Source organism: Streptomyces sp. NPDC007983 (assembly GCF_042958345.1).
In the GTDB taxonomy this organism is placed as follows: Bacteria; Actinomycetota; Actinomycetes; order Streptomycetales; family Streptomycetaceae; genus Streptomyces.
In genome coordinates this window covers 112,012-132,711 of the sequence record NZ_JBIBJI010000018.1, presented here as the reverse complement: position 1 = coordinate 132,711, position 20,700 = coordinate 112,012, and the positions used below count along the sequence as shown (strand labels likewise).

The window sequence follows — 20,700 nt, the reverse complement described above, 5'->3', positions numbered from 1 at the left end:
CAATGGAGGCGTGGTGGACCCGCTGACGGCTCTGGACCGGATCGCGTTCCTGCTGGAGCGCGAGCAGGCACCCACCTATCGTGTGCGTGCCTTCCGTACCGCTCAGGCGGTGCTCGCCGGGCTGTCCGCGGAAGAGGTGGAACGACGGGTGGCGGCGGGCACCCTCGCCTCGCTCAAGGGCCTCGGCCCCAAGACCTCACAGGTGGTCAAGGAAGCGCTCAGGGGTGAGGTGCCCGGCTATCTGCGGAAGCTGGAAGCCGGTCCCGGGGAGGGCGGTCCAGGCGGTCCCGAGGAGCGTGGGCCCGAGGCCGCCGCGGACGAGCTGCGGGCCGCGCTGCGCGGCGACTGCCATCTGCATTCGGACTGGTCCGACGGCGGTTCTCCGATCGAGTTGATGGCCCGTACGGCCGCCCGGCTGGGGCATGACTGGGCCGTGCTGACGGACCATTCCCCGCGGCTGACCGTTGCCCGGGGACTCTCGCCGGACCGGCTGCGCGAGCAGCTGGACGTGGTGGCGGCGCTCAACGAGACGCTGGCGCCCTTCCGGCTGCTGACCGGGATCGAGGTCGACATCCTGGCCGACGGCTCGCTGGACCAGGAGCCCGAACTGCTGGACCGGCTGGACCTGGTGGTGGCCTCCGTCCACTCCAAGCTGCGGATGGACGCCCGCCCGATGACCCGACGGATGGTGACCGCGGTCGGCGATCCGCGCGTCGATGTGCTGGGGCACTGTACGGGGCGGCTGCTGGGCGGCAAGCGGCCCGAGTCGGCGTTCGACGCCGCGGAGGTCTTCGCGGCCTGCGCGGAGTCGGGCACCGCCGTGGAGATCAACTGCAGACCGGAGCGGCTGGACCCGCCGCGGCGGCTGCTCCGGGAGGCGGTCCGGGCGGGGACGTTCTTCTCGGTCGACACCGACGCCCACGCGCCCGGTCAGCTCGACTGGCAGATCAACGGATGCACCCGGGCGGTGGAATGCGGCGTGCCGAAGGAGCGGATCATCAACACCTGGACGGCCCGGCAGCTGGGGGAGTGGACCCGCACCCGCAGGCCTCCGGGTCCTTAGCGGTTCCGTTGCTCAGGACCGCGTGCCCGAGGGGTCGAGCACGGCCTCGACGTCGACGGTGATGTCGACCATGTCGCTCACCACGACCCCGCCCCGGTCCACCGTGTCGTTCCAGGACACCCCGAAGTCATGCCGGTTGACCCGGCCGGTGGCGAGGAAGCCCGCCCGCTGCCTCGGCCCCAGGTCCCGGTCGTCCTCCCACCAGGGCGTGCCCCACTGCCCCAGATAGGCCACGTGCAGCGGCACCCGGTGGGTGACACCGCGCACCGTGAGATCGCCCGTGACCTCGAACTCGGTTTCGCTCAGCTGGGTGACGCCCGTGCCGGTGAACGTCCACGTCGGATGGTGCGCGACGTCGAAGAAGTCCGCGCTGCGCAGATGGGCGTCCCGCTGCGGCTGCCCCGTGTACACCTGTGTCGCGTCGATGGTCGCCTCGATCCGGGCGTCCTCCGGCTTGTCGGGGTCCACCTCGATCGATCCCTGAATGTTTTTGAACTGCCCGCGCACGTACGTGACCATCATGTGCCTGGCCTTGAATTCGGCGCCCGTGTGGCCGGGCTCGAAGAACCATCTGGTGATCGCCATATCCGCTTCCTGACGTGTTCCTGACGTGTGATCCGCTCGGTCGCTCTGGAACGATCATGCGTCAGACGCGCGGGATCCGCCGCTCCGCACCCGCATCCGCCCCCGCGCCGGATCCGGCGCGGGGGCGGATGCGGGTGCGTCAATGCGCGGTCAGGACCGGTCGCAGCTGGTGACGCCGGGCCGCCAGCGGCAGGCGATCGCGGCGAATCCGCCGTCCTTCACCACCGGGACGGACACGGTGTCCCCGCCGCGCACCACCCGTGGCTCGCGCACCAGGCCGTCCGCCCCGTCGAGGACGAGATCGACCAGCCAGTTCCCCCCGCCCAGCCGCAGCGGCACGGCGGCGGTGTGCGCCTCGCCGGTGAAGGTGCCGCCGATGAACCAGCGCCCGCCCTTCGCCCGCGCGAGCACGGCGCTCTCCCCGGGTCGCCCCGCCAGCAGCCGGGTGTCGTCCCAGGAGGCGGGTATCTGCTCCAGGAAGCGACGGGCCCGCGGACGGGCGTCGTACGACTCCGGAGTGCCCGCCAGGTTCTGGATCCCCGACTCGTACAGCACCGACAGGCCCAGCTCACCGGCGTCCGAGGCCGCGTTGGGGCGCTCGGCGCGCTGGAAGGCGCCCGGGGTGAAGTCCATCGAGCCGATGACATTGCGGGTGAAGGGAAGCGTGGCCAGGTGCTCCGGGGTGTTCACCCGCTTCTCCTCGCCGTTGACGCCCTCCATCGACATCACCTGCGGCCAGGTGCGCTGAATGCCCTTGGGGATGGTCGAGCCATGGAAGTTGACGAGCAGATGGTGGGCCGCGGTGGCCGGAAGGATCTCGTCGTACCAGCGCAGCGTCTCCTGGGCCTCGGAGTCCATGAAGTCGATCTTCACCCCCTTCACGCCCCACTTCTCCAGGGTCGGCAGCCACTGCTCCCGCTCCTCCGCGGTGTCCAGATCGCGGTGGTGGATCCAGACCTGGATGCCGACCTTCCGCTCCCGGGCGTACCGGACCAGCTCCGGGATCCAGCTGTTGCGCTGCCAGTCGGGGTCGGTGACGTCCCACTGCTCCGGGTCGAAGTACCAGCCCGCGTCCACCACCACATACGGCCAGCCGCGCTGCGCCGCGTAGTCCACGTACCCCTTCTGCATCGACAGGCTCTGCCCGGCCGGGCGCCCGCCCGCCAGCCAGGTCCACAGCGCGGGCCCCGGCCGGATCCACGAGGTGTCGGCGACCTTCGACGCCGGAGCCAGATCATCGGTGAAGGTGGACTCGGTGACGGTCGCCAGATCGCCCACGACCATCGCGCGCCACGGGGTGCGATACGCACCGTCGGACTCGACCCGCTGGTCCCACAGCCCGACGCGGTACGTCGGGCTGCCCTCCTCGTGCACCAGTCGGGCGGCGGAGTAGCGGCCGGTCAGGTCCGACTCGGCGATCAGGGTGTACACGCCGCCCGTCTCGAACAGGGCCTGCGCCATGTACTCGCCGGTGGGCGCGGTCGCCGCGGTGTACTGCTTGAACAGGTTCTCGTTGTCCTTGCGGTACGTGCCGAGCCACGCGTCCGCGTCCGCGGGCAGCGTGAACGCCGAGGTCTCGCCCAGCACATCACCGCTGCCGGACGGCAGGACGTAGCGATAGGCGACCCCGTCGCGGGACACCCGCACCAGCACGTCCAGCCGGGCGCCGCCGCTGCCCCGGAACCGGAAGCGCGCCTCGGTCATGCGGTATGCGCGCGAGCGCTCCTTGCCGACCGTGGACCGGTACCGCCCGGCCACCGTGCGGTCGCTGCGGCCCAGGAACCTCAGCCCGCGCGACAGGTCCGCCCGCTCGGTGACGATGCCCACGGGCGAGGGCTCGACCACCGTACGACCGCCTCGGGACACCTGAAGCGTCAGCGCACCCGAGGCCCGGTCGAGCCGTAACCGGGCGAGCGGACCGGAGTCCGTGCGTGGGGATGCCCCGTTCGGCAAGGGGCCGCTCACCGTCCACGCGGAGTCCTTCGCCTGCCCCTTCGCGCGCGCCGGGCCCGTGACGAACAACGTCATGGCCAGTGCGCCGCAGAGGAGAAGGACCAGGGTGGAGCGTCTGACAGATCTCTCCATATTTGCCTCCCGAGGCGGACACGTTACCGATTCATCCGACAACTGGGGAGGGTTGAGGCCGAACATTGCCCCATCAAGGCCCCGTCTCGCTCACATAGGTCCGATCTATCCGTCGCATGGGATGTCGCATGGGATCCTGATACCCCGACCAACGGCCCGGCGAGAGAGGGACATCGACGATGAGCGACACAGAACCCCGGCAGCCCTCGGCCCCCGCCCCCGCCGAACCGGAGGGCGGGGACGCCGCCTGCTGGCTGGACCGCGTCTGCGCCGCGTGCGGCGCCCTCCAGGACACCGCCCCCTTCGACCGCTGCCGGCGCTGCGGCGCGGAAGCGGAGGACCGCTGACTCAGTCCCGCTCCGCGCCCCCGAGCCGCTCCGTGTCCCCGCCGAAGGCCAGATGCGTGGTCCGCGAGGCCAGCAGCCACCGCCCCTCCACCCGGCGGTACACGTCCTCGTAGTGCCCCACGTTGACCGGCGGCCGCGACGGGACGATGCCCCCGCGATAGCCGTCGACCCGGTACGTCGCGAAATACGACGTCGCACCGGCCGTCGTCGCGGAGTCCACCGTGACCAGGACGTTCGAACACACCCGGCGCGACAGCCGGTCCGCCGGCCGCGACGCGAAATACTCCCGCAGCGCGTCCCGCCCCCGCACCAGCCGATCCCCGGCGGGCCACTCCCACGTCCCGTCGGCGGTGAACAACTCCGCCACCGTGCCCGGTTCCCCCAGATCGAGCCGCCACAGGAACTCCACGATCAGCCGCTCACAAGCCCGTTCGGCGATCAGCCGCTCCATCGGATCGAGGATGTCGCTCTCCATCTCCGTCATGTCCTCACGGTACGAGGCACCACCGGCGAACGGCAGCGATTAACGCGGGCCCTCGATCGCACCGATGTCGGGGGCGCCGTGGTAGAGCGGAGTGCCTCGGTAGTCGCGGCCGCCGTTGTCGGGGGTGGGGGCGCCGGTGTCGATCAGAGGGGAGCCCGGCCGGGGAGCGAAGGCCAGGCCGGTGCGCAACCGCGGTCCGCTGGCGGGGGTGCCGTACGGGCCGGACACGGCCGGGTTGACGAACAGCGGGTCGCCGGTGCGGGCGTGTGCGTCGGTGGCGGGTACCGGCAGCGGGGCGCCGCCGTAGAAGTTGCGGTCGTAGGTGATGGTCGGACTGGTCGTCAGGGTCGCGTCGGCGACCGCCGAGGAGAACGCGTTGTCGTGCAGGTTGTAGCGGGCGTTCAGCGAGGAGCCGTAGCCGTAGACGAGGTACCTGCTCGCCGGGTTGTGCACGGTGTTGTTGTAGACCTCGGCCGACGCCGCCTTGTCCGAGTGCAGATACAGCGGATATCGCGAGTTCCCGTTCAGGACGTTGTACCGCACCACGACGTCGCCGAAGGCGAACTGGCAGAGCAGGATCCCATCGCCGTTGTCGTGGACGAAGTTGTACTGGATGACCACCCGCGTGGTGCCCTTGTCCGCGTCGATGCCGTTGGAGTCCGCGCCCCCGGCCTTCCGCTCCGTCCGGTACACCTCGTTGCGCTGGATCACCACGTCGTCCGCGTAGTACGCCTCGATGCCCGACGTCCCCGCCTGGTCGACCACATTGCGCTCGACCACCGCGCCGCGCACGTTGGTCAGATACATCGCGTTGCAGCCGTAGGCGGTGCCGCCCTGGGAGATGTGGTTGTTCCGGATGGTGATGTCCGTGTGCGGGGTGAACGTGGTGTCGGACGCCGAGGTCCGGGTGCCCCAGCCGGTCGGCCGGGCGACCGGGTCGCCGTCCGCGTCCTTCAGGTCGCCGGTGTACTGCTTCACGACGATGCCCGCGAACGAGGTGTCGCGCACCGTGGAGTTCTGCACCCGTACGTCGTGCAGCACGGTCGGGGTGGCGGGCGGCGCGGTGATGTCGGGCACCGTGGTGTCGAAGACGATGCCGCCGGTCTTCTTCGACCGGTCCCATCCGGTCTTGAAGCGCACCCCCGGGGCGTTGCCCGCGGTGTCGCCGCTGATCCAGTTCACCTCGCCGGTGACGTCGTGGACATCGACCCTGTCGATCACGAAGTGGTCCAGCTGCCGTGAGTCGTCCCCCGACACATGGATGCCGCGCAGATCGCGCAGATTCTCCCCGGGTGTCTCCGTGGCGGGCAGCGCGTTGCTGACGTCGAGGTCACGGATCTCCCAGTACTCCTGGTTGAACAGCCGCACCGCGTCATCGACGGTGCCCTCCCCACGGATGCGGGGCTTGGGCCCGGTACCGTAACGCCCGATCGTGATGGGGCGGTTCTTCTCGCCCGAGCCCTTCGGCCACAGCTGACCCTTCCAGGAACCGCCACCCTTCAGCAGGACACGGTCACCCGGCCGGAACGTCGTCCGGCCGATCCGCTCCAGGCTGCGCCACGCGGCGCGGGTGCTGGTGCCGGACGCGCCGTCGTTCCCGGAGCGGGAGTCGACGTAGTAGGTGGTGCCCGAGGCCCGCCCGGAGGCGACGGGGGCGGAGGCGGACGCGGGGGCGGGGAGCGCCGTGAGCGTGGCGGCGGCGCCGAGGGCGGCGGCCGTGAGCAGGCCGAGTGGCCGTCGGCCGGGTCTGACGGAGCGTCGTCCAGAGGTCATCACGCCATAGAAAGCGCTGTCATCAGTGGTGTCAAGGTGTCTGGCGCGCAAGCGACTTGATGACGCAACCGCTTTCTCACCGTCGTGGCGCGAGTCCCGCCTCGAAGGCCAGGATCACCGCCTGGGTCCGATTCCCGGCACCCAGCTTGGTCAGCACATTGCCCACATGCGTCTTGACGGTCTCCAGGCTCACCGTCAGAGCCCCCGCGATCTGCTGGTTCGTCAGCCCCTCCGCCATCAGCTGAAGGATCTCCGCCTCCCGCCGGGTGAGCGCCGCCACCCGCTCCGCGGCCTCCCGCCGCACCGGACGTCCGGTGGTCAGACGGGCGACGGCTTCGGGGAAGAGGACCGAATCCCCGCTGGCCACCAGCCGGATGGCATGGGCGATCTGCTGGGCCGGGGCCCGCTTGCGGATGAACCCGCTGGCCCCGGCCTCCAGGGCGTCGTAGACATACTCGTCGTTCTCGAAGGTGGTGATGACGATGACCTTCGGCGGCTCCGCCGACGCGGCCCGCAGCCGCCGCGTGGCCTCGATGCCGTTGACGGTGGGCATCCGCACGTCCATCAGCACCACATCGGGCCGCCACGCGTCCACCAGCGGCAGCACTTCGGACCCGTCGGCGGCCTCGCCGACCACGGTGAGATCGGGCTTCGTGGACAGCAGGGTCCGCAGTCCGGTACGGGTGAGTTCCTCGTCGTCCACGATGAGCACGCGCACCGTACGGCCGGCAGTCGTGGCCCCGTCCGGCGCCCCACCGGCGTTCACGGTGGTCATCGCGCGGCCCCCAGCGGCAGTCGCGCCACCAGCCGCCACCGGGCGCCCCCGTCCCCGGGGTCGTCCACCGGCCCGGCGGACACCTCGCCGTTCAGCAGCCGTACCCGGTCAGCGATCCCGGCCAGCCCCTGACGCGGCCGCTCGCCCCGGCGGAAGCGCGCCCCGCCGCCCAACGGGTTGACGAGTTCCACCTCCAGCAGGCCGTCGCGGGCGGCGACCCGCAGCGTGATGCCCGCCTTGGCGCCGTGCCGCAGCGCGTTGGTCAGCCCCTCCTGGACGATGCGGTACGCCTCGCGGGACACGGTCGCCGGGACGCGGTCCAGGGCGCCCTCGGCCGTCATCTCCAGCACTGCGCCCGCCCGGCGCACCGACTCCGCGAGCGTGCCGAGGTCGGCGAGGGTGCGCGCGGGAGCGGTGGGCGCGTGCTGTTCCCGCAGGACGCCGAGGACATGGTCGAGGTCGTCCATCGCCGCGCGGGCCGTCTCCTCGATGGTGTTCAGGGCGCGCCGGGCCGCCACCGGGTCACGCTCCAGCAGTTCGCTCGCCACCGCCGCCTGGATGGTGGAGGCGGTCAGCGTATGCCCGATGGAGTCGTGCAGCTCCCGCGCCAGCCGGTTGCGCCCGGCCAGCAGGCGCGCCCGCTCCTCGGCGGCGGCGGCCCGCTCGGCGGGCAGGTGGTCGAGGAGGACCGGAGCCAGCAGCCGGAGCCCCGCGGCGGCGGCCGCGGTCACGTACGCGGCCAGCAGCAGACACAGGGCGGTGACGACGGCGCACCACGCTCCCGCCACGCCCGCCCGCACGGTGACGTGGCCCCCGAGGACGTCGACCCGGCCCCCGCCGTCCAGCCATACGGCCGGAAAGATGACGGCGGCGAAGGCAAGCGCCCCGGTCACCGTCGTCGCCGCCACGCCCACCGCCGCGTGCGGCACCAGCCAGGCCGCCGTCCGCGCCCGGTCGGCCCACCGGGACCGGGGCGACGCGGCGGCCGGTGCGGGCAGTTCGGTGCCGAGCCACCGATTGGCCAGCGCGACGCATCCGCGGCGCGCCGCGCGAGGACCGCCCATGACGGCGATCGCCACGACGAGCGCGAGCGTGAAGCCCGCGATACGGCCGGGCAGCGGCCACCCGGGCGGCGCCGACACCACCGCCACCACCAGCGGCGGCACACTCAGTGCCGCTCCGAGAAACGCGTAAGCCCAACTCCGATAAGTGGCGCCATCGAAAAGCGGGCGCATCAGTGTGCGCATGGCCCGAACGCTACCGGCGCCCGGAGCGCACCGCCTCCCCCGAAAGAGCCAGCCGCCCTCGCGATGCCGGGGGACGGGGAATTCGCTCTCGGCAGCGATGCGTCCGCACGCCGCCGGACGGCAGCCTGATCCAGCGTTCTTCCGCGGCTTTCCGCGCCGCCCCGTCATGACTCACGAAAGGCATGTGCGTTGATGTCATCGAAAACCAGAGGGATTGTGGCGTACCTCGCCCTGTCCTTCGCCGGAACCTGGCTGTGGCTGTTCGTGGCGTACGGAGTCATGGGCCTGTCCGCACTGAATCCGCTGCTCCAGCTCCCGGCCTTCTGTGTCCCCGGCATCGCGGCGTTCGTCGTACGGCGCTGGGTCACCCGGGAGGGATTCGCCGACGCGGGGCTCCGGCTCCGGCTGAAGTCCGCTTGGCGCTACTACCTCCTGGCCTGGTTCGGCCCGTTGCTGATCGCCGCCGTGACCGTGGCGCTCGCGGCCGCGCTGGGCGTGTGGCGCCCGGACCTCAGCCCGCTGGACGAGATCGCGGACGGTGTCCCGGGCTGGGCGGCGGTGCTCGGCCTGACGCTGGCGATGCCGCTCCTCACCCCGCTGTACTGGGGTGAGGAGTTCGGCTGGACCAGCTATCTCCGGCCACGGCTCTTCGGCGGAAGAATGGCGCCATCGATGATCGCCACCGGGCTCGTCTGGGCGTCCTGGCACTTTCCGCTGGCCTTCATCGGCTATGTCGAATTCCCGCATCTGTTGCTGGGGCTGCTGGTGTGGACCCTCAGCTTCCAGTGTCAGGAAGTCATTCTCGCCTGGCTCTTCATGCGCAGCGGCACGATATGGACCGCGAGCCTGGCCCACGCGGGAAACAACATGGTGCTCTTCCTGCTCACCGGCCAGCTGCTCGGCAGCGGGGACGACGGTCTCGGAACGGTCGCCGTGACCGTGCTGACCACGATCCCCCTGGCGGGGATCAGCCTGTGGATCACCCGGCGTCCCCTTCGCCCGGTGGCGCCATCTGTCAGCTAGAAGCGGTAGCGCAGAATGCGGCCCACGTCCTTGAAGCCGGGCAGATGCGCCATCACCTTCATGCTCATCCTGCCCGCGGTGGGCATCGCCTCCATCCCCGGCATGTCGACGCTGCGCACCGAGTCCATCAGCGTCAGCCCGTCGTGCCAGCCCTCGACCTCACGCGGATCATCCAATCCCCAGTGCAGCGTCGCGCCCGCGTTGCGCACCGCCGGAACCATCTTCTGGAGCCGGATGCCCAGCGACCCGTAGACGTCGAAGAGCAGCTGACCGCCGGGGAACCGCTCGGTGATCCGCTGGATGAGGCGCTTGCCCTCCTCCTTGTGCAGATACATCGTCAGGCCCTCGAAGACGGCCACGGTCGGCCGGTCGTCGGGCACCTCGCGGAGCCACGCCTCCTCGGTCACCGAGGAGGCGATCATCTCGTAGGAGCCCGAAGGCCGCGGGAGCAGCTGCCTGCGCAGCTCGATGACGTCGGGGTAGTCGACGTCCAGCCAGCGCACCGACGATGACGGGTCGAGCCGGTGGACCCGGGTGTCCAGCCCGCACGCCAGGTGCAGCACGGTCGCCTTCTGGTGTTCGGCCAGGAACGCGGCGGTCCAGTCGTCGAGCTGTTTGGCCCGCAGCGCGATGCCGACCGCGGTGGTCTCCGTCATGCCCGTCTTGCCGAAGTCGTAGGCGACGCGCTCCACCGCCTCCTGGGCCGTGTGATCGCCCAGGACGGAGTGCGGTGAACGGCTGTCCACCGCCCTGCCGTACAGCGTGGCGAGCATCGTCTCCTGCGTACCGCTGAGAGTGATCTTTTCGCGATCCATGGTTCCTCGGTCGAGTGCGGGGATACCGGCGGCCATGTCCGGCATTCATCCGGGATGGGTGGAATCCGTGCTGCGTACCGTGCCACGAGTACCCGGACCGAGGCGACCGCACCCTGGGCCATTCGTGTCCTTCGCGCCGCGGTCCGGGGCCCGGCGGCTGCCGGGGGCGGCCGGAAAGCGGCGGTCGGGTGAGCCGGGGTCAGTCCTGGGCGAGCCACAGGTCGGGGCCGAAGACCTCGTAGTGGATGGCCGACGGCCGCACACCGCGCTCCAGCAGCTGGGCGCGCACCGACCGCATGAACCCCAGCGGCCCGCAGAGATAGGCATGGACGCCGTCGGGGATCTCGACATCCGACAGGTCCACCCGGCCGGTGCGCTCGGCCGGCCAGTCGTCCCCCGGCCGCTCGTACCAGACGTGCGCGGAGCCCTGGGCGAGCTTGGTGACCAGCCGCTCCTGGTCGGCGCGCAGCGCGTGGTCGTCGGGGGAGCGGTCGGCGTGGACCGCGATGACCGGGGCCTGGTGCCCCCGGTCGACCAGGTCCTCCAGCATGGCGACGATCGGTGTGCAGCCGATACCGGCCGACGCCAGCAGCAGGGGTGCGTCCGTGGCGTCGAGCACGAGGTCGCCGTACGGGGCGGACACGCTGATCACATCGCCCTCCCGGAGGTGCTCGTGCAGATGACCCGAGACCTCGCCGTCCGGCCCCGTACCGCCGCGCACATGCTTGACGGTGATGGAGCGCACCGTCGCACCGGGCGGGTTGGTCAGGCTGTACTGGCGGATCTGGCGCGCCCCGTCCGCCAGTTCGACCTGGACCGAGACGTACTGGGCCGCTTTGAAGGCCGGTGCCGGGCGGCCGTCCGCTGGCCGCAGCCGGAAGGTGACGACGTCCGCGGTCTCCTGGACCCGCTCGGTCACCTCCCACGGCCGCCAGGTCCCGCCCGCCAGCACGCCCTGCTCGGCGTACAGCCGCCGCTCGATCTCGATGAGGGCATTGGCCATCAGCCAGTAGACCTCGTCCCAGGAGGCCGCCACGTCCTCGGTGACCGCGTCGCCGAGCACCTCCGCGATCGCGGCCGACAGGTGACGGTGCACCAGCGGGTACTGGGCGGGGCTCACCCCGAGCGAGGCGTGCTTGTGCGCGATCCGGGTCAGCATCGCGTCGGGGCGGACATCGGGGTGCTCCACCAGCGCGGTGGCGAACGCGGCCACGGCGCCGGCGAGGGCCTGCCGCTGGATTCCGGCGGCCTGGTTCCCCCGGTTGAACATGTGCCGCAGCAGCTCCGGGTGGGCCTCGAAGAGCTTCCGGTAGAACAGGTCGGTGATGGACCCGATGGCCGCGCCGACGGCGGGCAGGGTGGCGCGGACGGTGTCAGCGGACTTCTGGGAGAGCATCACCGGCTCCTAAGTGGTACGTGAGATTCGTATTAAACGGCGCGAAGAAACCCGACGCGGCGAGCACCGGCACACAGGCGGGGGAGGGCCGGTTCGGCGTCCCCGGCGGGTTCACCGGTCCGCCCCGGGGCCCCGTCCGACCAGTCCGAGCAGGACGGGCCCGGTGGGGGAGTCGACCAGATCGGTGACCGTCAGCGGGTCGAGCGAGGAGAAGAACGCCTCCTGCGCCTGGCGCAGCGCCATCCGCAGCCGGCAGCCCTGCCGGAGCGGGCACGGGGTGTCGCCCTCGCAGTCGACCACCTCGGCGGGCCCTTCGAGCTCCCGGACCAGTTGGCCGACCGACGCGGTGCGGCCGGTCCCGGTGAGTACCAGCCCGCCGCCGCGCCCCCGTCGTGTCTCGATGAGGCCGAGGTGCTGCAGCCGGGCGGCCACCTTCGCCAAGTGGCTGTACGGTACCCGCATCTCCCCGGCGATCTGCCGCGCGGTGCACGGCTCGGCCCCGGTGACCGCCAGTCGCATGATGGCGCGGAGGGCCAGATCGGTCGATTTCGTCAGCCGCATGACACCAGATTAGATAATGCGAATCTGAGATGCAATTTATCGAGGCGGGGTCCGCAGCGCACGGGTCACCGACCAGGCCACGGACACCATGGGCACGGCCACGATCGCGCCGACCACCCCCGCCACGATGCTTCCGGCGATCACCGAGATCGCCACCACCACCGGATGCAGTCGCACCGCCCAGCTCATCACCAGTGGATGCAGCACATGCCCCTCGAACTGCCCGACCACGACGATGAGCGCGAGCACCACCGCCGCGATGACCGGTCCCCGCCCGGCCAGGGCCACCACCGTGGCCACCGCCAGCGCGATCGGCGAGCCGATCAGCGGGATGAAGGTGGCGAAGAAGACCAGCAGGGTCAGTGGCAGCGCCAGCGGCACCCGCAGCAGCAGCAGGACCAGCCCGACCAGGGACGCGTTGGCCGCCGCCACCAGGATGATCCCCCGGGTGTACCCCGCGAAGGTGCTCCACGCCGCCCGGCCCGCCCGGTCCCATGGGGAGCGGGCCGCCTCCGGCAGCTGCTCGCGGAACCACCGCCACATCCCGTCGCCGGAATGCACGAAGAACAGCGAGCAGAACAGCCCCAGGGCCGCCGCGGTCAGCGCCTCCACGATCCGGCCCGCACTGCTGAGCGCGCTGCTGATGAGCGTGGCGCGATGGGCCGACAGGAACGAGCCGATCCTGTCGTGCAGCCCGGTCAGGGTGCCGTGCCGCACATGGAACGGCGGCCCCTCCAGCCAGCGCGTGATCCGGCCGATCCCGCCGCGTAACTCGCCCACGAGTCTGCCCGCCTCACTGGCCGCCGCATTGCCCACCAGCGCCAGCAGCCCCAGCACCACCAGCAGGCTCCCGAACACCGCCAGCGCCACCGCGAGCGGCCGGGGCAGCGCGCGGGCCAGCAGATCGGCCAGCGGCCGCAGCAGCGCCGTGCCCACCAGCGCCAGGAACACCGCGACCGCCACCAGCTGAAAGCGGCCCAGCACGGTGAACGCCAGATAGACGGCCACCCCGACGGCCAGTAGCCGCCATGCGTACGCGGCGGCCAGCCGCAGCCCGGGATGCACCCGATCGCTCGCGCCGTCCGCACCGGCCCCCCGGGGCCCCGCCGACATCCGCGCCACGGCTCTCGGCGCCCGGCGTGGACGGTTGCCGAGCGCCGCGTACCGCGCCCGCCCGCCGCGCCGGATCCCCGGGCGCCGTCCGCCCTCCCGCCCGCGCGCCCGCTCCGGCGGAGGGGGAGACTCGCTGCTCACGCCGGTGCCACCACCCTCCGCGCCCCGGTCCCGCACGGCGGGACGGGATGACCATTCTTCCCGTTATGTGCCTGATGGGATGATTCAAGCAGGGCGGCCGGGCGCGCGCCTGATCACGCCTCCGCCCGGCGAAGCCGACCGCGGCCGCCACGGGCCCCTCGAAGCCCCCTCCCGCGGACCGGCGGGGGCTGTGGCGCTGTTCCCCACAGCCCTGGCGAACTCCATAATCGATCACCACGGTGCCTCATCCGCCGACCGCCCTCCGCACCGCAGCAAGGAGTTGCCGTGACGTACGACATCACCGCCATCCGCGCGCAGTTTCCCGCCCTGAAGGCCGGTTCGGCCCACTTCGACGGGCCCGGCGGTACGCAGACCCCCATACCCGTCATCGAGGCCATCACCGACGCACTGGCCCATCCGCTGGCCAACCGGGGCCGGACCACGGCGGGGGAGCGCAACGCCGAGGCGATCGTCGCGGCGGCCCGGCAGGCGATGGCCGACCTGCTCGGCGCGGACCCCACCGCGGTCGTCTTCGGCCGCAACGCCACCCAACTGGCCTACGACTTCTCCCGTACGCTCGCCACGACCTGGTCGCCGGGCGACGAGATCGTGGTCACCCGCCTGGACCACGACTCCAACATCCGCCCCTGGATCCAGGCCGCGGACCGGGCCGGGGCCACCGTGCGCTGGGCCGACTTCGATCCGGCGACGGGCGAGCTGACCCCGGACGACATCAGCGCCGTCCTGAGCGAGCGCACCCGGCTGGTCGCCGTCACCGCCGCCTCCAACCTCATCGGCACCCGCCCGGCCATACCGGAGATCGCCCGGCGCGCCCACCGCACCGGGGCGCTGCTGTACGTCGACGGCGTGCACTACACCGCCCACTCCCTCGTCGACCTCGACCAGCTCGGAGCGGACTTCTACACCTGCTCCCCGTACAAGTTCCTCGGCCCCCACCTCGGCGTCCTGGCGAGCCGCCCCGAACTCCTGGAAACCTTGCACCCCGACAAGCTGCTCCCCTCCACCAACGCCATCCCCGAGCGGTTCGAGCTGGGCACCCTGCCGTACGAATTCCTCGCCGGGACCCGCGCCGCCGTCGACTTCCTCGCCGGACTGGACCCGCGGGCGCGCGGCAGCCGCCGCGAACGTCTGGCATCGGCGTACGCGGCCCTCGAAGAACACGAGGACGCGCTGCGGCTGCGTATCGACAAGGGACTGGCCGCCCTCGACCCGATCACGGTCCACTCCCGCGCCGCGGACCGCACCTCTACCCTCCTGCTGACCATCGACGGCCGCGACACCGCCGACGCCTACGGCTACCTGGCCCGCCGGGGCGTGGACGCACCGTCCGGATCCTTCTACGCCATCGAGACCTCCCGCAGGCTGGGCCTCGGCGACACCGGCGGGCTCCGCGTCGGCCTGGCCCCTTACACCAGCACCGAGGACGTGGACCGACTGCTGGAGGGACTGTCGGACTTTCTGTCGTGAGACACGTGCTCAGCGCAGGGCGTAACCGCCGTCGGTGTTGCCATCGACGGTGCCGGGTGCCACCGCGTCGGCCCGCACCCGCCGGTGCCCCGGATAACGCATCGCGCCCGGCGGCCCACGGCTGACACCCTCCCTCCATGGAACACACCGAGGTACTCGTCATCGGAGGACGCGCGGGCGTCGGCAAGACGACGGTCGGCTGGGAGGTGTCGGCGCAGCTGCGGGCCGCGTCGGTGCCCCACGCGATCCTGGAGGGAGACTTCATGGCCCAGGTGCACCCGGCCCCCGAGGACGATCCGCACCGCACGAAGATCGCCGAACGCAACCTGACGGCCCTCTGGGCCAACTACGCCGAACTCGGCCACCGGCGCCTGGTGTACACGAACACCGTGAGCGTGCTGCCCGCGACCACGGACATGATCGAGCGTGCCACCGGGCCCGGCGCCCGGATCGTCCGCGTCCTCCTCACGGCCTCGGACGCCACGGCGGAGGAGCGGCTGACGGGCCGGGAACTCGGCTCGGAACTGGAGCGCGAACTGCGGGGCAGCGCCCGCAAGGCCCGCCTCCTGGACGAGCAGGCCCCCGCGGACACCCTGCGCGTGGCCACCGACGGGCGGCTGGTGGTGGACATCGCGCGCGAGCTGGTGACCGCCACCGGCTGGACCGGCGGCGCGTAGCGGCGGCGGCTGTCCCCGGCCCGCCCTTCGGCCACCGAGGCCCGAACACAACCGCCGGTTCCCGCCCGCCGCCCGGCTAGGCTCAGCCGTGCGGCATGGTCCACGGCATGCGGTACGCACACGGAGGGAAGGCGCGGGAGCGTGAGGGACGGTCAGGAATCCATACGGTCGAAGCCCGCGATGCGCGCCGACGCCCGCCGTAACCAGCAGCGCATCCTGGACGCGGCCCGCGCGATGTTCGGCGAGCACGGTACCGCCGCACCCCTGGACGACATCGCCCGCCGTGCCGGCGTCAGCATCGCGACGCTCTACCGCCGCTTCCCCGACCGCGCCGCGCTCTGCCGGCAGGTGGCCGTCGAGGGCTACGAAACCGTGCTGGCCGAAGCGCGGGCCGCCCAGGAGGTGGCCGAAGAGGGCGGCCCGGACGCCCCGCTGCGAGCCGTCGAACGCTTCCTGACCGGCGTGGTCGAGCTTCGTTCCCGCCTCGTCCTCCCGCTGTTCGGCGGTCCGGCCTTCCACGACGAGGAGGCCACCGTCCTGCGCCACCGCATCACCGGTTCCCTCGAGGCGGTGCTGGCCCTCGGCCGGGAGTGCGGCGCGGTGCGTGACGACGTCAACTCCATCGACCTGCTGATGGCCGCGGCCCTGATCAGCAGACCGCTGCCCAACACCCCGCCCGAGTGGCTCGACATCACCGCCCGCCGCCACATCGCCGTCCACCTCGACGGCCTCCGCCCCGGCGCCGGCCATCACCTCCGCGGCCCGGGCCTGGGCCATCCGGAACCGGAGCACGCCTTCAGCGGCGAGACGCCGGCCGTGGCGGAGAGCGCCCCCACCGGACACCGCGCGTGACAACGGGCCGTGGCCCCCGCCCGAAGGGCGGAGGCCACGGTCACCGGAGCGCTTCCGGTCAGGTGCGGTACGCGTAGTACAGGGAGTTCGGGTTGGAGGCGATGATGCTCGCCACCGACTTCCGGTACGTGTTGACCGAGTGGTAGGTCATGTACGGGACACCGCTGGAGGAGCGGTACGTGACCATCATGGTGTGGTCCTTGGACCCGTCCCGGTCGAAGTCCATCTGCATGACGTCCCCGACACCCAGGTCGTACACGTTCCCCAGGTTGGTCGCACGCTTGGCGTCCAGCGTGAACCACGACCACTCATTGGCGCCCACCCAGGACGTCGCCTGGGCGGAGGTGTCGTACCACCAGGTGCGGTAGTCCTGCGCGTCGCCCGGGGCGTGCTTCCACCCGCCCGCCTTCAGGGCCTGGCTGATGAAGTTGGTGCAGTCCCCACCGGCCTCGTTGAACTTCCGGTAGGCGGGGTTGTAGTTGCTCCAGTACTTCTCCGCGTACGCGGCCATCGCCGCGTAGTTGTACGCGCCCGCCGGCTTGGTCGTCGACCGGGACGGCTTCGTCGTGGACGCGGGAGTCGCGCTGGGCAGGGCCGCCGCCTTCACCGCCACCGTGGCGGGCTCGTTGATGGCCCTGGGCCCGTCGTCGGTGGGCCTGATGCCTGTCAGCTCCCACTTCCCGCCGGTCCCGGCGGTGAAGCTCAGCTCGTGGTGCGCCTGGAAGCTGGTCGTCGCGGGCTCGTCCCCGCGGATCTTCTTGTACGTCAGCGTCGTGGTCTCCGTGGCCTGGACGATCGCCCGCCCGCCCGCGACGCGGGTCTTGCCCACGGTGACCTTGGTGTCGGCGTTCGTGTACGCCTCGCCCAGGGCGGCGAGCCGCGCCTTGCGGGTCCGCAGCGTGGACAGCGCCGTGTTCTCGGTCCGCGTCAGACCGGCCGACAGCCGCGCCTTCTTGGTGGCCGGTGCCGCCGTACGCCGCGTCTGCTGCCCGTCCAGCAGCGCTGCCGTACGCTCGGTGAGCACCGCGTCTGCCAACTGCCCGAACGACGTGGTGGTCGCTCCGTCCACCACACCGGTCTGCGCCGCACTCGCGGCCGAAGCGGGCAGTGCCACGGCCGACAACGCCACCGTCAGTGCCGCCCCGGCAGCGGATCTGAAGGTCATTGATTTCACTATGTTTTCCCCTCCGCATCCCGGGCCGGATCGACCCGGGGGGTCGGATCCTTGCATAAGCGCCGCCTCTTTGGTGATTTTGTGCTCAGATTGCGAAGTGGCATCCATGAGTTCTCCACCTGCGGCATAATGCGGATTTTCTTGGACTGACTCAGACGGGCTTCCGCCGGCGCCTCGTCCCCTGGGCATCCGAACACTGGACGCACGCCCTGCTCAGCGGCTGAGCGCCGGCGGCCACGGCGCTCGAGGTCAGGTCTTCCGGCGGTGGCCGAGGGCGCGGTAGTGGCTGGGTGGCATGCCGACTGCCGCGCGGAAGGCGCGGCTGAAATCGGCCGGCCGGGGGAAGCCCCAGCGGGCGGCGATGGCCTGGATGCTCAGGTGGTGGAGGTGGGGGTCGGCCAGGTCGCGGCGGCACCGGTCCAGGCGGCGGTCCTTGATGTACGCGCTCACCGAGGTGCCGTGCTGCTGGAAGATCCGGTGCAGATAGCGCAGCGAGATCCGATGGGCCGAGGCGATGGTGGCGGGCCCCAGATCCGGGGCGGGCAGATGCTGGTCGATGAACGAGGTGATCCGCAGGAACAGCAGCTGCTGCGGTGACCGGACCGGCAGGGTCGACTCGTCGTCGAGGTGGTGGGCCAGTACGGCGGTGGCCAGGTCGACCGCGGTGTGCCCCATGCGCAGGACATCGCGCGGTGTGCACCGGAGGTGTTCGTCGGCCAGGGAGGTCATGAACCGCGCGAACAGACGGCCGACGCCCTCGGTGCCGGGCAGCGGCACCGCCAGCAGCCGGGTGATCTTCCGCTCCGGCAGCGGCAGCAGCCGTTTCGGGAACTGCAGGACCACCGATTCGGAGTCGGCCTGACCGGTGTCGACGAGGGCGTCGAAGGGGCGTGAACTGTCGTACAGGACCAGTTCGCCGGGGCCCAGCAGCGCCCGCGTCCGGTTCTGCTCGAGACCCTGGTGTCCCCGGCGGATCAGAGCCAGCTGGTACTGCTCGGGGTCCGATCGCCGGATCAGGAGGGGCGTCCGCTGGGAGAGCAGCGGCGCGTACGCCATCTCACTGACCTGGGCCGGGCCGAGCGTCATGGCCCGCAGACGTCCTCGGAAACCACCGGGGTTCGGAAACTTGAGCTTCGTGGTGACCAGGGCCAGGGCCGTGGTCTGCACCCACCCCTCCGCGCGGTCGCGGACGGGCAGTGCGGCGCTGTCGAAGACTACTTCCACGCAAACCCCCTCATCGGCCCAGCGTCCTCCACTCCCGGCCCGCCGCGGTAGTGCGCTCTGCGCCAACAACAGTGCGCTGACGGCTCATGACAAGGGGTGACCGTGAGCGGCAGCATGTTCGGTGTTCGCGCCACGGCCGGGCCATGAGGTCCGGCCGTCACGGGGGCGCACCACCTGATCGAAGGGGGAAGTCCATGAGGAACGACGACCGCACGAGCCCGGGGATCCGCAGGGCGCTGATGAGTGCGGTGGCCACCGCCGCCGTGCTCGGCACCGGGCTGCTGGGCCTGGCGGGGACGGCCGAGGCCGCGCCGCGCCCGTCGGCCGCGGTCCAGGCCGCCACCGGCCAGGCCGCCACCGACCAGGCCGCCACCGGCCACGCCGCCACCGGCGAGAACTCCGCCCGGCTGGCAGCCGGTTGGAGCTTCTACCGCGCCTACTGGACCAAGAGCGCCTGCGTTTCGGAGGGCAAGGCGGGCACGTCCAAGCGCTGGTGGTCCGACTACAGCTGCAAGTACGAAACGGGCAACGACGGAAACAAGAAGTGGTTCCTGTACGTGTACAACCGGCGGGTCTGACCACCGGCTGAGCAAGCGTGAGGCGAGCGGGGGATGGTGGCGGCCTGCCGGTGCGTCCGGTGGGCCGCCACCGTGCGCCGCCCCGGCGCGTGGCCGGCGGCCGCCGGGCGGGGTATCGGCGGTGATCGCCGCGCGCTGCCCCCGCCTTCCCGCCGAAGTGTCCTGGATCGTGCTGTCTCGCATGTCTCGCCGGTTTGGAGCAGGGTAGGTAGTGAGCCGAGTCGTACACATGTCGGGCGGACACAGGCGCGCCGCACGCTTCGGGAGGTACCGAATTGAGCACCGCTGGCCAGGAGACACCCCGGGACACGAAGGAATTCACCCGATCCGGGCCGCACTTCTCCGACCGGATCACGGCCGACAGCCGGGACGGCTGGCCGGTCGAGGCCGGGCGCTACCGGCTGGTCGTCAGCCGGGCCTGTCCCTGGGCCAGCCGGGCGCTGGTCTCGCGGCGGCTGCTCGGCCTGGAATCGGCCCTTTCACTGGCGGTCGCGGACCCCATCCAGGACGAGCGGAGCTGGCGCTTCACCCTGGACGCGGGGGAGCGGGACCCGGTGCTGGGCATCGCGTTCCTCAGCGAGGCGTACGACGCCCGTGAGAAGGAGTACCCGGGCGGCGTGAGCGTGCCCGCGATCGTCGACATCCCCAGTGGCAAGCTGGTCACCAACGACTTCCACAGCCTCACCCTCGACCTCGCCACCCAGTGGACCGCCCTGCACCGGCAGGGGGCGCCGGACCTGTACCCGGAGGAGCATCGCGAGGAGATCGACGAGGTGATGGAGGCGGTATTCCTCGATGTGAACAACGGCGTCTACCGGGCCGGTTTCGCCAACCACCAGGAAACGTACGACGACGCCTTCCGGCGTCTCTTCGCCCGTCTGGACCAGCTGTCGGAGCGCCTGGCCACGCGGCGGTATCTGGTCGGCGAGACCATCACCGAGGCCGACATCCGGCTGTTCACCACGCTGGTGCGCTTCGACGCGGTCTATCACGGCCACTTCAAGTGCAACCGCAACAAGCTGAGCGAGGACCGGGTGCTGTGGGGGTATGTACGCGACCTCTTCCAGACGCCCGGATTCGGCGACACGGTGGACTTCGACCACATCAAGCGGCACTACTACCAGGTGCACACCGAGGTGAATCCCAAGCGCCTCGTCCCCCTCGGCCCCGACCTCTCCGGCTGGTCGACCCCGCACGGACGGGAGGAGCTGGGCGGGCGCCCGTTCGGCGACGGCACCCCGCCCGGTCCGGTGCCGCCCGGTGAGGCGGTCCCGGAGGCCGGCCGCGCCCGCTGAGGGC

General features: G+C 71.5%; 20 protein-coding genes. 8 read left to right on the top strand and 12 right to left on the bottom strand.

The genetic code is table 11. From position 1 onward, the window contains the following. Positions 1-13: 13 nt before the first annotated feature. Positions 14-1,063, top strand: a complete 1,050-nt coding sequence (locus tag ACFZCY_RS36960) for a PHP domain-containing protein (RefSeq protein WP_391183679.1) — start codon at positions 14-16, stop codon at positions 1,061-1,063. A 12-nt stretch (positions 1,064-1,075) separates the two neighbouring features. On the opposite strand, the gene ACFZCY_RS36955 is transcribed toward ACFZCY_RS36960, so the two are convergent. Both ACFZCY_RS36955 and ACFZCY_RS36950 read right to left on the bottom strand, forming a co-directional pair. Next, positions 1,076-1,648 (bottom strand): YceI family protein, encoded by a 573-nt coding sequence (locus ACFZCY_RS36955; protein ID WP_391183588.1) that lies wholly within the window; start codon positions 1,646-1,648, stop codon positions 1,076-1,078. Positions 1,649-1,798: 150 nt separating this feature from the next. Continuing rightward, complete coding sequence (locus ACFZCY_RS36950; RefSeq protein ID WP_391183586.1) at positions 1,799-3,733, bottom strand: glycoside hydrolase family 97 catalytic domain-containing protein; 1,935 nt, start codon at positions 3,731-3,733, stop codon at positions 1,799-1,801. A 179-nt stretch (positions 3,734-3,912) separates the two neighbouring features. Between ACFZCY_RS36950 and ACFZCY_RS36945 the strand changes: the two genes are divergently transcribed. Further along, on the top strand, positions 3,913-4,080 hold the full coding sequence (locus ACFZCY_RS36945) for a hypothetical protein (protein ID WP_391183582.1): 168 nt from the start codon (positions 3,913-3,915) through the stop codon (positions 4,078-4,080). Position 4,081: 1 nt separating this feature from the next. Here ACFZCY_RS36945 and ACFZCY_RS36940 read toward each other — a convergent pair whose 3' ends face one another. The 4 genes from ACFZCY_RS36940 to ACFZCY_RS36925 form a co-directional block, all read right to left on the bottom strand. After that, positions 4,082-4,555 (bottom strand): nuclear transport factor 2 family protein, encoded by a 474-nt coding sequence (locus ACFZCY_RS36940; protein WP_391183677.1) that lies wholly within the window; start codon positions 4,553-4,555, stop codon positions 4,082-4,084. A gap of 48 nt (positions 4,556-4,603) precedes the next feature. After that, positions 4,604-6,337 (bottom strand): right-handed parallel beta-helix repeat-containing protein, encoded by a 1,734-nt coding sequence (locus ACFZCY_RS36935; protein ID WP_391183579.1) that lies wholly within the window; start codon positions 6,335-6,337, stop codon positions 4,604-4,606. Positions 6,338-6,413: 76 nt separating this feature from the next. Next, on the bottom strand, positions 6,414-7,112 hold the full coding sequence (locus tag ACFZCY_RS36930; RefSeq protein ID WP_391183576.1) for a response regulator: 699 nt from the start codon (positions 7,110-7,112) through the stop codon (positions 6,414-6,416). After that, positions 7,109-8,359 (bottom strand): histidine kinase, encoded by a 1,251-nt coding sequence (locus ACFZCY_RS36925; RefSeq protein WP_391183573.1) that lies wholly within the window; start codon positions 8,357-8,359, stop codon positions 7,109-7,111. Before ACFZCY_RS36925 ends, ACFZCY_RS36930 begins: the two co-directional genes overlap by 4 nt. Positions 8,360-8,575: 216 nt before the next feature. Between ACFZCY_RS36925 and ACFZCY_RS36920 the strand changes: the two genes are divergently transcribed. Then, entirely contained in the window at positions 8,576-9,382 is an 807-nt protein-coding gene (locus tag ACFZCY_RS36920; protein WP_391183570.1) for a type II CAAX prenyl endopeptidase Rce1 family protein, read from the top strand. Here ACFZCY_RS36920 and ACFZCY_RS36915 read toward each other — a convergent pair. From ACFZCY_RS36915 to ACFZCY_RS36900, 4 genes are all read right to left on the bottom strand, one after another. After that, positions 9,379-10,197, bottom strand: coding sequence for a class I SAM-dependent methyltransferase (locus ACFZCY_RS36915; protein WP_391183568.1), 819 nt, complete (start codon positions 10,195-10,197; stop codon positions 9,379-9,381). The two genes, ACFZCY_RS36920 and ACFZCY_RS36915, sit on opposite strands and share 4 nt — an antisense overlap. Positions 10,198-10,396: 199 nt before the next feature. Beyond that, a complete protein-coding gene (locus ACFZCY_RS36910; protein ID WP_391183565.1) occupies positions 10,397-11,593 on the bottom strand; it encodes a globin domain-containing protein in 1,197 nt (398 codons plus the stop codon). Positions 11,594-11,704: 111 nt separating this feature from the next. Beyond that, on the bottom strand, positions 11,705-12,154 hold the full coding sequence (locus ACFZCY_RS36905; RefSeq protein WP_391183562.1) for an Rrf2 family transcriptional regulator: 450 nt from the start codon (positions 12,152-12,154) through the stop codon (positions 11,705-11,707). Between the two features lie 36 nt (positions 12,155-12,190). After that, the gene (locus ACFZCY_RS36900; RefSeq protein WP_391183560.1) at positions 12,191-13,408 is read right to left on the bottom strand and encodes an AI-2E family transporter; all 1,218 of its coding nucleotides are present in this window, start codon (positions 13,406-13,408) and stop codon (positions 12,191-12,193) included. 285 nt (positions 13,409-13,693) lie between these two features. Between ACFZCY_RS36900 and ACFZCY_RS36895 the strand changes: the two genes are divergently transcribed. From ACFZCY_RS36895 to ACFZCY_RS36885, 3 genes are all read left to right on the top strand, one after another. Beyond that, entirely contained in the window at positions 13,694-14,896 is a 1,203-nt protein-coding gene (locus tag ACFZCY_RS36895) for a cysteine desulfurase-like protein (protein ID WP_391183558.1), read from the top strand. Between the two features lie 137 nt (positions 14,897-15,033). Further along, complete coding sequence (locus ACFZCY_RS36890; protein WP_391183556.1) at positions 15,034-15,573, top strand: AAA family ATPase; 540 nt, start codon at positions 15,034-15,036, stop codon at positions 15,571-15,573. Positions 15,574-15,714: 141 nt separating this feature from the next. Continuing rightward, positions 15,715-16,425: a TetR family transcriptional regulator gene (locus ACFZCY_RS36885; protein WP_391183553.1), complete on the top strand. Its 711-nt coding sequence runs from the start codon at positions 15,715-15,717 to the stop codon at positions 16,423-16,425. 58 nt (positions 16,426-16,483) lie between these two features. Here the strand turns inward: ACFZCY_RS36885 and ACFZCY_RS36880 are convergent, their stop codons facing one another. Together ACFZCY_RS36880 and ACFZCY_RS36875 are read right to left on the bottom strand one after the other, a co-directional pair. Then, positions 16,484-17,590 (bottom strand): amidase domain-containing protein, encoded by a 1,107-nt coding sequence (locus ACFZCY_RS36880; protein WP_391183549.1) that lies wholly within the window; start codon positions 17,588-17,590, stop codon positions 16,484-16,486. Between the two features lie 258 nt (positions 17,591-17,848). Then, positions 17,849-18,823 carry a helix-turn-helix domain-containing protein gene (locus tag ACFZCY_RS36875; protein ID WP_391183547.1) on the bottom strand — a complete coding sequence of 325 codons (975 nt, stop codon included), beginning with the start codon at positions 18,821-18,823 and terminating at the stop codon, positions 17,849-17,851. A 194-nt stretch (positions 18,824-19,017) separates the two neighbouring features. On the opposite strand from ACFZCY_RS36875, the gene ACFZCY_RS36870 reads away from it, so the two are divergent. Next, on the top strand, positions 19,018-19,401 hold the full coding sequence (locus tag ACFZCY_RS36870; RefSeq protein ID WP_391183545.1) for a hypothetical protein: 384 nt from the start codon (positions 19,018-19,020) through the stop codon (positions 19,399-19,401). 275 nt (positions 19,402-19,676) lie between these two features. Further along, positions 19,677-20,696 carry a glutathione S-transferase C-terminal domain-containing protein gene (locus ACFZCY_RS36865; RefSeq protein ID WP_391183543.1) on the top strand — a complete coding sequence of 340 codons (1,020 nt, stop codon included), beginning with the start codon at positions 19,677-19,679 and terminating at the stop codon, positions 20,694-20,696. Positions 20,697-20,700: the final 4 nt, after the last annotated feature.